Below are 12,255 nucleotides of genomic sequence, written 5' to 3' on the forward strand. Positions count from 1 at the left end.
GCGCCGAAGGCGCCGCGCGCGATGAGGCGCTCCTCAAGGCGCTGGCGCGGGTGCTGGAGCAGGGTTTTGGTGTGGTGACCGGCGCGCTCACCGCCGCGGAGGTGCAGCGAGCGCTGCGCACGCGCGCGCTCCCGGAGCCGCTGGTCGAGAAGGTCAGCGACCTGGTCAGTGAGCTCACCCGCGGGCGCTACGCCCCGGGGGCCGGCTCGGCCCAGACGCTGGTGGAGCGCGCCGCGCAACTGATCGATGCGCTCTTTGAGAAGGCCGAAGCCCGGGCGGAGACCGCCTCTGCAAGCACGCAGGCTGGCCGCACAGCCCTTTTGATCGCCGCCGGGGCTGTGGGCCTGTGCGCGGCGCTGGCAGGTCCTGGTGAGGCCCTGGCGCAGGCAGACGAGGCCGGCGTTGAGGCTCAGGCGCCCGAGACCGACGCTTCTGGCGCCACGGTCGACGGCCCCGGCAGCGAGGCCGCCCGGAGCTGGGAGGCGGGAGCGTTTGCGGAGGCGTCTCGGAGCTGGGCGGAGCGCGCCGCACAGCACAACGACGCCACCGCCTGGTACAACGCCGGCACTGCCGCGCTGCGCGCCGGCGACCTGGGGCGCGCGCGCCTTTTTCTGGAGCGCGCCGCGCTCACCCACGCCCATCACCCGGATGTGGCCGCCAACCTTCAGACGACCGTCAACCTGGTGAGCCTCAATGACGCCAACGCCGCACGCTTCGGGGCTCAGAGCCCGGTGGTGGCCCGCGCCTTGCGCAGCGGCCCCTGGCTTGCGCTCATCGTCTTGTGGCTGGCGTTTGCGCTCACGCTGGTGCGCCGCCTCAGCGGGCGCCCCTCCGCCGGGGTGGTCCGCGCCGCGGTCATCGCCGCCCTGGTGCTCGGGCTGCTCAGCGCGACGCTGCACGTGGGCATCGCCCAGATCTCGGGCCCCGCGCAACTGGGGGTGGTGATGGAGGAGAGCGAGATGCGTGTGGCCCCATCCGAGCACGCTGGCGCGCACAGCGGACACCCTCAGCTGGCGGCCGGCGCAGTGGTCGACATCCAACGCACCCGCGAGGGCTGGGTGGAGGTCCTCCTGCCCACCGGCGACCTGGGGTGGCTACTCGCCAGGCAGGTCGAAGCGGTGCAACCTGCCAGCGAATGAGCCGCATCGCTACCCCGGAGGGCGTTCGCCTGTAGCGCCAGGGCAATCGCAAAGTCCCACAAGACTTTTTATGGAGAACCCACCCAATCCGTAGGGAGGGGTCTTGTGCCCCTCCCGAACTCCCAAGGCGGGGACCCACAAGGGGTCCCCCTACGGTGGTGGGGACCCACTTTGCGATTGCCCTGCCTGTAGCGCCGCAATGTCTTGACGCATGCGCCTCTCGTGGTGTCGAGCCCCCGACTGCCTACCTCCCCGCAACGTCAGCATCGCCACCGACGCGACGCGCTGCGCCGCCCCCTCCGAGCGTCATGAAGGCGTGTGGGTTCGCCTGTCGCCTCGGGGCTTACGCCCATCAACAAAGAAGCCGCGCCCCCTCTTGCGGGACGCGGCTTCTCTAATCGCTTCAGCGCTGGTGTCCCGCGAGCGTTAGCGCACAGGGCGATGACACTCGGGGTCGCGCACCATCATTTGGATTCCTGCATCGCCGCCAGCCCCTGCAGCATGCGCGGCAGATCCATCCCCAACGTCTGCTTGATCTGCTCCGATCCGCTGGCCGCCTTCATCGGCGCGGTGCCATGGCGATCGACCTCCTGCATCTGCGAGTCGATGACGGTGATCTTGTCGATCTTGATCTCCTGGACCGTCGAGAGCATCGAGTCGAGGATCGTGTCGAACTGCTGCAAGAGGAAGATCGGGCGCGCGGAGTCGCCGGCGCTGTTCCAGGTGTCGATCAGCTCGCGCAACGCGACCACGTTGGCCTTGCCGTCCTCGATAAAGGACGCGGCGTTGGCCTTGGCCTGCGCTTCCAGCTCGGACTTACGGGCCTGCGCAGGCTGAATGAGGTCGGCGGCGAGCTGGCGCTTGACCTGCTCCAGACGCGCGCGCTGCACGTCGAGGTTCGCGCGAGCTTTGGCGACCATCGCCCCCACCTTGGCGCGCTCCTCGGCCACCATCGCCTCGCCACGGGTCTGGGCGTCGATGACGCGACGCTCGGCCTCAGCCTTGGCGATCTCCATCTGGGCGTTGACCTTGGCGGTGGCGCGCTTTTGCTGGTTCTCGGCGTCAAGCACGCTGGCCTCGGCGCGGTTGAGCGCCTCGGCGATGCGGCTCTCCATCAGCAGCGTCGCCGACTGCTGGCGACCGATGGAGTCGAGGTAGCCCTGATCATCGCTGACGTGCTGGATGTTGAGCGTATCCAGCTCCAGCCCGATGCGCGTCAGATCGTGCTCGGCCTCTTCGGAGAGCGACTGCGCGAACTTGATGCGATCGTCGTTGACCTCTTCCGGGGTCAGCGTGGCGAGCACCCCGCGCAGGTTCCCTTCGAGCGTTTCTTTGGCAATCTGGATGATCTGCTGACGCGTCATCCCCAGAAAACGCTCCACGGCGTTGTCGATCAGCGGCGAACGGCTGCCCACCTTGACGTTGGCCACCCCTTTGACGCTCAAGGGGATACCACCTTTGGAGTAGGCGTTGGTCACGTGCAGGTCGATGACCATGTTGGTCACATCGAGCCTGTCGACGCGGTGGAAGAGCGGGTTTCGGATCTTACGACCGCTGTGCACGATCGTATAACCGGGCGCCTTTTTCTCACCCGCAAACACCAGCACCTCGTTGGGCTGGCAGACCTCAATGAGGTGGGTGGCCGCAATAACCGCAAAGACGATCAGGACCAGGATGGCACCGAAGAGAGCGAAGATTCCCATAATTTCTCCTGTGATGAAGCGTGGGGCACCGAAAAGCGTGTGGTGTGATGCTCAGGCCTTTTCGGTGGGGCCGTCGCGTTCCTCGCCAAGTTTCGGGATGGAGTGCTGCGTGGTGGGGCGCTTACCAAAGCCCTCGCCGGACTCACGCGCCTCCGAGAGCCGACGCCCGAGGGAGGCGGGGCCGGAGGTGGACTTGCCACCGCCGGCGTTCTCGGTCATGCCGCCACCGCCGGTGAGCACGGCTTCGATGTCGATGCCCACCGTCTCGCGCATCTCCTTGAAGAGGCCGCTGACGATGCCCGGGAAGCTGCTCACGTAGTTGGGGAGCGCCTTGCCGTTGCCGCTGTCGATCAGCGCCACCTCGCGCACCTCGACCTGGCGTGCGGCGTCGGCCACGCGTTTCATCACCGACTCCATGCGCTGCAGGATGAAAACATCCATGGCCGCGTCGCCGGCGTCGACCCAGACCTCGGTCATCATGCGCAGGACCTCGGCCATGGCACGACCGCGCTCGGCGATCTCGGCGGCCTCACCGGCAGCGGTCAACTCACGAGCGACCTTATCGGCCTCGGCCGGGATGACCACGTCGGCCTGCAGACGCAACTTCTCAAGCTCGGTACGCACCTGCTGGAGCTCCTGCTCGGCCTCAGCCCGGGCGGTCATCGCCCTCGCGGTGGCGCGCTCCTCTTCGGAGCGGGCGCGAAGCTCCAGGTCGGCCTGAAGCTCGCGCAACGCATTCTGAACTCGCTGGATCTGGGCCTGAGCGTTGCGGCGGGCAACCTCGCCACGCCCCTGCGCTTCGGCTTCCGACTCTTCGGCGGTCTTCACCGCGTTGGACTCGGCGACCTCGGCGACCTTCAAGATCTCGGCGATGCGGCGGCGACCGATGGAGTCGAGGTAGTCGCGATCATCGGCCACGTTCTGGATCTTCAAGGTGTCCAGGTGCAGGCCGAGCTTCTCAAGGTCGGGCTCGGCCTCGCGGGCGAGCTGGTCGGCGAAGAGCAGGCGGTTCTCATTGACCTGCTCCGGGGTCAGCGTGGCGAGCACCCCGCGCAGGTTACCCTCCAGGGTCTCCTGGGCCACGCGCATGATCTCGTTGCGGCCCCGGCCCAGAAAACGCTCCACGGCGTTGTGAATGGCACCGTCGCTGCTGTCGATCTTGACGTTGGCCACCGCCTGCAAGGTCAGCGGGATACCGCCGCGGGAGTAGGCCCCGGTGATGCTGATATGCACCGGCATCACGGTCAGGTCGAGGCGGTCGACCTTCTCAAAGAAGGGGTTAAAGAGGCGCCGGCCGCCGGCCAACACCTCGTAGCCACGCACCGAGCCATCGGCCAGGCGGTAGTCCTTACCCGAGAAGATCAGCACCTCGTTGGGCCGGCACACGCGCAAAAAGTAGCGGTAGGCCCAGATCAACGCCGAGACGGCGATGAACCCGAAGAACCCTAAAAAGATGGTCGTTATAACGATACCTTCCATACCCTCTATCCCTTACGTTGATGGACCCGGGGTCACGCCCGTGGCGCAACACCGGCCCCATAATGGTCGCCGAGGTGCCTTAACTCTGCCGTCGTTCTTCGAGCGCGCGCATGTCCACCACGCGCGCCACGCCGTCCTCAATGCCGAGCACGAAGCAGGGCTCGTTCAAATCGAGCACCACCCCTTCATCCTCGGTCACCGCCATCACATCCATGCTGCGCCCGCCGATGGTCACGCGCACCTTGCCGCGTTGCCCCTTCTTGACCGGGAGCAACACCCGGGCGGTCGTCCCTACAAAGTCATCGTCGTTGGTCGCCCGTCCGCCTTCACTTAAGCCGCCCAGGTAGAGCACGTAGGCGACCGCCAGGCCGGCCCCCAGACCCATCAGCGCCGAGAGTCCGGCGGCGAACCCGCCGCTGGCAAGCCCTAGGACGGTAAGCAGGGTGCCTGTGAGCCCGAAAAAGGCCATCGAGTACGTGTAGAACTTGAAGCTACGCAGGGGGCGAAAGCGACGCCCGGCTTGCGTCTCGAAGTCTTTTTCGGCGTCGCCATCGAAGTCCTTATCGACTTCAAATTCTTTGTCGATCTCGAACTCTTTATCGATCTCAAACTCCTTATCGAGATCGAAATCGCCCTCCCCGTCGGCTTCCAGATCGGCATCGGAGCCCAGCCCGGCAAAGACGGTCATCGCCACAAAGAGGCCCCCGAAGACCAGACAGAATACGTAGAGTGCCAGCATAGACGACCTGTCATCGGGCCCCGAGATCGAGCGACGAGGAAGACTTCTCCCCGCTTCACCCAATCCTCTCGAAAGACCCACGGACAAAAGTGGTAGACATCAATGAACGCGTGCGCAGCCTTTGATAGCGCGCAACGTCCACGCGATCAAGGCGACTGCGAGCCGGCGATATTCTCCGCCGGCCTTTTATTGCTGCGGAATACCTGCTAGAGTTGAACGCGTTAACGCTGACGAAAATACTGAGTTCTCACGGCATGACCGGGCCCCTCACACATCTCACGCTCAAGTTTCTCGTAGGCGCACTGGCCTTTACGAGCGCACTTTTGTTGACGCCCCGCGCGCTGGTGGACAGCGCGACCGGTGCCGCCGACGACAGCGCTGAGATCTCTGTGCAGCTTCTCGAGCGCCCCGAAGATTGCCTCTGGTGTTCTCCGCCCCCGACCAGCGAGCGTTGTGACGAGAACGACGCCGCCGACGGTCACTGGCTTCATCCCGATGAGGCCCACCCCGATGAGTGCGAGGATCGCGCTCGTGCGGCGCTTCCCGGCGCCTGAACACCCCGAAATGACCATCCCGACGTGAAACTTTTGAATCACCCCATTTAAAACCCACAGTCAGGGCCCCGATCCTTGTCACGCGCCGGATGCGCTGTGGCCGGGGCCGACGTACACCTGTTTGAAGAGGATCCATGAGCGAAAACAACCTGCTACCCGCCCCGCCCAAAAAGGACTACCTGCGCTACATCCCGCTCGGTGGTCTGGATGAGGTGGGTATGAACTGCTCGATCATCGAGTGCAACGGCTCGATGCTGATGATCGACTGCGGCATCACCTTCCCCGAGACCGGCGACTTCGGCGTGGACATCGTCCTGCCCGACTGGAGCTACGTCCTCGACAACCTCGATAAGCTCGACGGCATCCTGCTGACCCACGGTCACGAAGACCACATCGGGGGCGCGCCCTTCTTCCTCCAGGAAGTCGATGTGCCCGTCTATAGCGGGCGGCTCACCCTGGGCATGCTCAACCGTAAGCTGCAGTCGCACGGGCTGGGCAATCAGGTCGACCTGATCGAAGTCGAGCCCGGTGAGCAGCTGGAGATCGGCCCCTTTGTGGCGGAGTTTGTGCACATCAACCACTCCGTGCCCAACGCCATGGCGATCGCGCTGCACACCCCGATGGGGACCGCGCTCTTCACCGGTGACTGGAAGATCGACCAGACCCCGATGTACGAGCCCATCACCGACCTGCCGCGCCTCTCGGCGCTGGGCGACCAGGGCGTGCTGGCGCTCTTCGGCGACAGCACCAACTCGGAAGTTCCCGGGTTTACCCGCAGCGAGCGGGCCGTCTTCCAGGGCTTCTCGGAGGTCTTCGATAACGCCCCCGGTCGCCTCATCGTGGCGCAGTTCTCCAGCAACCTGCACCGCGTCGCCGGCCTGCTGGAGCTGGCCTACCGCAACAAGCGCAAGGCGGTGCTCATGGGCACAAGCCTTGTCAAAAACTCCAACATTGCCCGCGACTTAGGGTTCTTGCCCTTCCCTCCCGAAGATGTGCTCATCAACCCGGAGGAGATGGACAAGTACCCCGACAAGCGCATCCTGATCATCTCAACGGGCAGCCAGGCCGAGCCGCGCTCTTCGCTGGCGCGCATGGCCTTTGGCGACCACCGGCACGTCGAGGTGCAGGAAGGCGACACCATCGTGCTCAGCGCCCGCCAGATTCCGGGCAATGAGTACGGGATCAACTCGATGGTCAACGCGCTCTACAAGCGCGGCGCGATCATCATCACCGCCGACGACAAGGTCATCCACGGTTCGGGTCACGCCAAGCAGGAGGAGCTCAAGCTGATGCTCAACCTCACTCGCCCCACCCACCTGGTCCCCGTCCACGGGGAGTACCGTATGCGCAAGAGCCACGCGCGCTTGGGCTCGGAGGTGGGCGTGAAGAACACCCACCTGATCGAAAACGGCGACTGCCTGCAGATCACCGAGAAAGGCGCCGAAGTCGTCGGGCGCGTGCATCACGGGCGCATGCTCGTCGACGGCCGCAACGTGGGCGATACCGAGGACTTCCAGCTTCGGGATCGCCGCAAGCTGGCCAGCGCCGGAATCGTCATGGCCATGGGCATCCTCGATCGGGAGTCGGGCTCGCTGGTCGCCCCGCCGACCGTGCTTCAGCGCGGGGTGGTCAACACCACCGAGAGCGACGAGCTTCTGGAGCAGGCTGCGCAGGCGGCCTGGAACGGCGTCCAGGAGCTCTCCCGCGCCGCGCGCGGCGACATCTCCGAGGTTAAAGAGGCGATTCGCACGCATATCCGACGCTACATCAGCAAAGAGCTGGGGCGTCGCCCCGTGGTGATTCCCGTGGTCCACGAGCTCTGATTTCCAGGCCTCAAGGCGGCGCCGATGTTAACGCGACCCAACCTCGCCCGCGCGCTTCTGCGCGCGGGCTCCCCTGCGTTTGTGCTGTCCTGGGGCGCGGCCAGAGGTCTTCCAGACGGGCTGGATGCCCCCCGCCCGCTCATCTTGAGCCTGGTGATCTGCGCCGCTCTCTGGATCTTAACCAGCGCGCGGAACTGGCAACGACCCTTTGTGCGTCTCTGCTCGCTGGCCCTTGTGCTGGTGGGGTTGGTCCCCATGATGCTGGTCTCGGCCACCCGGCCGGGGCCAGCTTTTTTATGGGCATTGAGCGTGCTGCTGGGGGGCTACTGGCTGCTCTGGCTGCAGCAGGGGCAGGTTCCGGCGCGAGGTCGCGGTGCGGCCGGCGCGATCGGGGCCTCGCTGGGCATGGTCACGGTGTGGCTCAACGCGGTGCTGATCGCCCCGCCGGAGCTTCTCGGCGTAAGCGCGGTGGGGCTCTCCATTGTGAGCGCGCTTGTCGTGATGACCCACGGGCTGTGGCGCTGTCGCCAGGCGCCCCGAGAGCTGGCGATGCTCGCCAGCGCGCTGGCCCTGGCGGGCCCACTCCCCCTGCTCTTCGGGGCCAGCGTCGGTCTGGCGTTGAGCCTGTGGGCGCTGGTGGTGGTGCTTCTGGCCGTGCGCCTGTGGATCCTCGACCACCCGGCCTCCGATCCTGAGGCGCATTGGTGGGAGCCGGTGGCGACCAACCCGGCGCGCCTGCTGGCCACGACCTTTTTGCTGACCTGCCTGATCGGGGGGCTCTTTCTCTCGCTGCCCCAGGCCACCCACGGCTCCATCCGTGTGATCGATGCCTTCTTCACTGCGGTCAGCGCCACCTGCGTCACGGGGCTTGTGGTCCTGGACACCGCGACGGACTTCAGCGGCGTGGGGCAACTGATCATTCTGGTGCTCATTCAGATCGGCGGCCTGGGGATCATGACCTTCTCCACCGCGGCATTCTTGCTGCTGGGCAAAAGGCTGAGCATGCGCCACGAGGGCGCCATCGCCCAGCTCATCGGCGAGCGCGACCGCGGCCAGATCACCGCCGCGCTCAAGCTGATTCTCCTGGTGACCTTTGTCACCGAGACCCTCGGCGCGGTCGTTCTAAGCGCGCTCTGGTGGCTCGACGGAGCCTCACCCTCCCGGGCGATCTGGGAGGGCGTGTTCACCGCCATTTCCGCCTTCTGCAACGCGGGTTTTGCGCTGCGCTCCGACAGCCTGATCAGCGCTCAATCCAACCCGGCCATCCTGATGACCGTCGGCGCGCTCATCGTCATCGGTGGGCTGGGGCCGGCGGTCGTCGCGTCGCTTCCGCGCTGGTGGCGGGGGCGCCCGGTCTCCTTGCACGTGCGCGTGGTGATGACGACCTCGTTGATGCTCTGGCTTTTGCCGGCGGTCTTCTTTTTCTTCTCGGAGTCCACCCACAGCTTTGAGGCGCTGGGGACCCTGGACCGCGCGTTCAACGCCATCTTCCAGTCGATCACGCTGCGCACCGCGGGCTTCAACTCGGTGGACTTCGCGCTTCTTCATCCGGCGAGCGTCCTGATCATGCTGATGGCGATGTTTATCGGGGGCTCGCCGGGCTCGACCGCCGGCGGGATCAAGACCACCACCTTTGCGCTGCTCTTTCTGGTGGTGCGCAGCGCGCTGGCCAACCGCGCGCGGGTCGAGGCCTTCGGGTTTCATATCCCTCAGCAGACGATCTTTCGCGCGGCGGCCATCGCCACCGTCGGGGCCATGATCGGGGTGGTGATGACGCTGGCGCTGCTGATCACCCAGCAGATGCCCTTTTTGATGGCGATCTTTGAGGCGTTGAGCGCGCTGGGCACCGTGGGGCTCTCGATCGGGGGGACGGGCATGCTGGATACGGTGGGCAAGATCATCGTGATGCTGGCGATGTTCATCGGTCGTATTGGCCCGCTGACGCTCTTTCTGCTACTGGCCTCCCGTACGCCGAGCTCCGACTGGACGCGCCCCACGCGCAGCCTGCCGGTCGGCTAATTGAACCTCTCGTTCTCATCGCAGCGGTACTTCTATGGCAAAGCAGGCACTGATCATCGGGCTGGGGCAATTCGGCATGGCCCTGGCGCGCTCGCTGACCGGCCAGGGCGTGGACGTCCTGGCGGTCGACACCAAAGACGATCTCGTGCAGCAGGCCGCGGGCTTTGCCGCCGAGGCCGCCTGCTTTAACGCCATGGATGAGGAGGCGCTGGCACGCGCCGCCCCGGAGCGTCGGGACATCTGCGTGTGCGCCATCGGCGATGAGTCGCGGGAGGGGGCGATCGTGGTCACCGCCTTGCTGCGAAAGATGGGAGCCCCCCGGGTGGTCGCCCGCGCCACCGACGAGCTCTTAGAGCGCATCCTGCACCTGGTCGGCGCCCACGAGGTCGTCAACCCGGAGCGCGCCTTCGGTGAGCGCCTGGCCACGCGCATGCTCTACAGCGGCGTGCTCGAGGAGGTGCCCCTGGGAGAAGATCTGGTCCTGACCGAACTTCGCCCCCCTCAGGCGATGCTGGGACGCAGCCTCAAAGAGCTGCAACTTCCCACCCGCGTGGGCGTCAACGTCGTGGCCATCCGCCGCGTCATCGAGGGGCGCGGCGTGGTGCAACTCCCCGAACCCGACACCGTCTTACAAACCGACGACATCCTGGTGGTGGTCTCCCGATCGGACGCCGCTCGCCAGCTCGTCGACTGGATCTAAGTGATGCGCGTCCGCACGGAAATCACCGCGTTGCTCATCGCCCTGCTCTCCCTGCAGATCCTGACCTCGCTGGGCGCCATCGGGCTGCTCTCACGGATGGCACCGGCCATCGAGCAGATCATTGAGGAGAACTCCTACTCGATCATCGCCGTCGAGGAGATGCTGGTGATCCTGGGGAACACCCCGGTCAACGACGAAGACCGCGAGCGCTTCGACGAGGCCTTCACCCGGGCCAGCACCAACATCACCGAGAGCGGAGAGCGGCCAGCGATCCACACGATTGAGCGCTACCATCAGGCCGCGCTCCGCGGCGATGCGCAGGCGCGCGCCGAGACGACGTCTGCGCTCAGCGAGCTCGCGCGCATCAACCACGACTCGATGGCGCGCATGGATGAACGCGCCAAACGCATGGGCATCTCCGGGGCCTGGGCGGCGATGATTCTCGGGGTCATCAGCGTCTTTCTGGGCCTGGTGTTTGCGAGACGCCTGTTGCACCGCATCGTGGAGCCCGCCGAGGACTTCCAGGCCACCGCGCGCGCCTTCACCAGCGGCGATCTTTTGCGGCGGGTTCACCTCGATGAGCCACCGCCGGAGTTTAAAGACACCGCCCGCTGCATCAACACCCTGCTCGACGAGCATCAACGCCTGCGCCACGGGGGCTCGCCACAATCCGACGCCACGCCCTCACCGAGGGCCGGTACGCTGAGTGATGGCGAGCGGCGGCTGGCCATCGCGCTGCTCGACGACTACGCCACCCCCGGCGCGCTGCTCGACAGCTCGGGTCGGGTCCTTGCGACCAGCCGCGCGGCGCTTGATCTTCCCGATGAGGCGCGAGCGCAGCTCCGAGAGCTCGACGCCATCGCCGAGGACGAGCGCCTGTGGCGCCGCCGTCAGCTCACCGATGAGCTCTGGCTTGCCACGCTGGAGCGCCTCGAGGCTTGACCTTGATTTATCGGCGTCGATGGCTATCGTGGCCGCCGCCGATCCACCCCGCACGCAGTTCAGGTCCATCATGATTCCAGTCATCTTAGCCGGCGGCTCCGGCACCCGCTTCTGGCCGCTGAGCCGACGCGCGCGCCCCAAACAGCTGATTGCCCTGTGGGGCGAGCGTCCGATGATCGCCGAGACCTTCGATCGTGTGGCGAGCCTCGACGCGCAGGGCCGCGCCCTGCTGGTGCTGGGCCGCCACCACGTGGAGCCCACCTCCGAGGCGCTCCGCAGCCTGGGCACCGAAGGGCTGGAGCTGGTGGTCGAGCCTCGCGCGCGCAACACCGCGCCGGCCATTGCGCTGGCCGCCGCGCGCGCCGAGGCCATCGCAGGCGATGATCCCATCGCGATCTTCCCCTCCGACCACTTCATCGGCGGCCAGCAGGCCTTTGAGGCCTGCTTGCAACTCGCCGACGAGCGCGCGCGCCAGGGCGCCATTGTCACCCTGGGCGTGCCGCCGACCCGCCCGGAGACCGGCTACGGCTACATTGAGAGCGAGGGCTCCATCGACGCCGCTCCCGGCCAGGGCCCGGTGGCGCTGGCGGTGCGGCGCTTTGTCGAAAAGCCCGATCTGGCCACGGCCCGCGAGTACGTGACTTCGGGGCGTTTTGTCTGGAACTCCGGGATGTTTGTGCTGCGCCCCTCCACCCTCTGGGCGGAGCTTGAGCGCCAGCAGCCTGAACTTCTCCGCGCTTTTGAGCCGGTGCGGCGCAGCGGCGCGAGCGACGCGGCGATCATCGCCGAGGCCTTTGAGAAGGCCGCTTCCATCTCCATCGACTACGCGGTGATGGAGGGTGCGGCGCATGTGGAGGTGATCCCGGCGCTCTTTCGCTGGTCGGATGTGGGGCACTGGGCGGCGCTCGACGAGGTCAGCGCCACCGACAGCCGGGGCAACGTCGTGCGCGCCGAGGCGGTGCTCGACGAGGTCAACGACTCGGTGGTGCTCAGCGCGGGAAGTGAGCGCCTCATCGCGATGAGCGGCGTCGAGGGCCTGGTGGTGGTCGACACCCCCGACGCGCTGCTGGTGCTTCCGCGCGAGCGCGCTCAAAGGGTGCGCGAGCTTGTGGACGCGCTCAAGCGCAAGGGTCGCGAGGACCTTCTGTAGAGCCTTT

10 protein-coding genes are annotated in these 12,255 nt (G+C 66.4%); 7 read left to right on the forward strand and 3 right to left on the reverse strand.

Annotation, left to right across the window (positions count from 1 at the left end; genetic code table 11):
- The coding region (locus FRC96_RS22150; RefSeq protein ID WP_230470199.1) for a hypothetical protein at positions 1 to 1,139 on the forward strand (1,139 nt) is incomplete at its 5' end.
- Between the two features lie 464 nt (positions 1,140 to 1,603).
- On the opposite strand, the gene FRC96_RS12560 is transcribed toward FRC96_RS22150, so the two are convergent.
- From FRC96_RS12560 to FRC96_RS12570, 3 genes are all read right to left on the reverse strand, one after another.
- Positions 1,604 to 2,842, reverse strand: coding sequence for a flotillin family protein (locus FRC96_RS12560; RefSeq protein ID WP_146974838.1), 1,239 nt, complete (start codon positions 2,840 to 2,842; stop codon positions 1,604 to 1,606).
- Positions 2,843 to 2,893: 51 nt separating this feature from the next.
- Entirely contained in the window at positions 2,894 to 4,321 is a 1,428-nt protein-coding gene (locus FRC96_RS12565) for a flotillin family protein (RefSeq protein ID WP_146974839.1), read from the reverse strand.
- Between the two features lie 79 nt (positions 4,322 to 4,400).
- Positions 4,401 to 5,060, reverse strand: coding sequence for a hypothetical protein (locus tag FRC96_RS12570; protein WP_146974840.1), 660 nt, complete (start codon positions 5,058 to 5,060; stop codon positions 4,401 to 4,403).
- A gap of 323 nt (positions 5,061 to 5,383) precedes the next feature.
- Here FRC96_RS12570 and FRC96_RS12575 point away from each other — a divergent pair, with 323 nt between their 5' ends.
- The 6 genes from FRC96_RS12575 (at position 5,384) to FRC96_RS12600 (ending at position 12,248) form a co-directional block, all read left to right on the forward strand.
- Complete coding sequence (locus tag FRC96_RS12575) at positions 5,384 to 5,614, forward strand: hypothetical protein (RefSeq protein WP_146974841.1); 231 nt, start codon at positions 5,384 to 5,386, stop codon at positions 5,612 to 5,614.
- A 134-nt stretch (positions 5,615 to 5,748) separates the two neighbouring features.
- A complete protein-coding gene (locus tag FRC96_RS12580) occupies positions 5,749 to 7,437 on the forward strand; it encodes a ribonuclease J (protein WP_146974842.1) in 1,689 nt (562 codons plus the stop codon).
- A gap of 24 nt (positions 7,438 to 7,461) precedes the next feature.
- Complete coding sequence (locus FRC96_RS12585) at positions 7,462 to 9,456, forward strand: TrkH family potassium uptake protein (protein WP_146974843.1); 1,995 nt, start codon at positions 7,462 to 7,464, stop codon at positions 9,454 to 9,456.
- Positions 9,457 to 9,490: 34 nt separating this feature from the next.
- Positions 9,491 to 10,156 (forward strand): potassium channel family protein, encoded by a 666-nt coding sequence (locus FRC96_RS12590; protein ID WP_146974844.1) that lies wholly within the window; start codon positions 9,491 to 9,493, stop codon positions 10,154 to 10,156.
- A gap of 3 nt (positions 10,157 to 10,159) precedes the next feature.
- On the forward strand, positions 10,160 to 11,098 hold the full coding sequence (locus FRC96_RS12595) for a HAMP domain-containing protein (protein WP_146974845.1): 939 nt from the start codon (positions 10,160 to 10,162) through the stop codon (positions 11,096 to 11,098).
- Between the two features lie 70 nt (positions 11,099 to 11,168).
- Positions 11,169 to 12,248: a mannose-1-phosphate guanylyltransferase gene (locus tag FRC96_RS12600; protein WP_230470200.1), complete on the forward strand. Its 1,080-nt coding sequence runs from the start codon at positions 11,169 to 11,171 to the stop codon at positions 12,246 to 12,248.
- Positions 12,249 to 12,255 lie beyond the last annotated feature (7 nt).

Source organism: Lujinxingia vulgaris, assembly GCF_007997005.1.
Lineage (GTDB): Bacteria > Myxococcota_A > Bradymonadia > Bradymonadales > Bradymonadaceae > Lujinxingia.

Excerpts from the sequence above, each read along its gene's own strand:
- FRC96_RS12590 (WP_146974844.1), top strand. The coding sequence starts at position 9,491 with ATGGCAAAGCAGGCACTGATCATCGGGCTGGGGCAATTCGGCATGGCC.
- FRC96_RS12580 (WP_146974842.1), top strand. The coding sequence starts at position 5,749 with ATGAGCGAAAACAACCTGCTACCCGCCCCGCCCAAAAAGGACTACCTG.
- FRC96_RS12595 (WP_146974845.1), top strand. The coding sequence starts at position 10,160 with ATGCGCGTCCGCACGGAAATCACCGCGTTGCTCATCGCCCTGCTCTCC.
- FRC96_RS12600 (WP_230470200.1), top strand. The coding sequence starts at position 11,169 with ATGATTCCAGTCATCTTAGCCGGCGGCTCCGGCACCCGCTTCTGGCCG.
- FRC96_RS12570 (WP_146974840.1), bottom strand. The coding sequence starts at position 5,060 with ATGCTGGCACTCTACGTATTCTGTCTGGTCTTCGGGGGCCTCTTTGTG.
- FRC96_RS12585 (WP_146974843.1), top strand. The coding sequence starts at position 7,462 with ATGTTAACGCGACCCAACCTCGCCCGCGCGCTTCTGCGCGCGGGCTCC.
- FRC96_RS12565 (WP_146974839.1), bottom strand. The coding sequence starts at position 4,321 with ATGGAAGGTATCGTTATAACGACCATCTTTTTAGGGTTCTTCGGGTTC.
- FRC96_RS12560 (WP_146974838.1), bottom strand. The coding sequence starts at position 2,842 with ATGGGAATCTTCGCTCTCTTCGGTGCCATCCTGGTCCTGATCGTCTTT.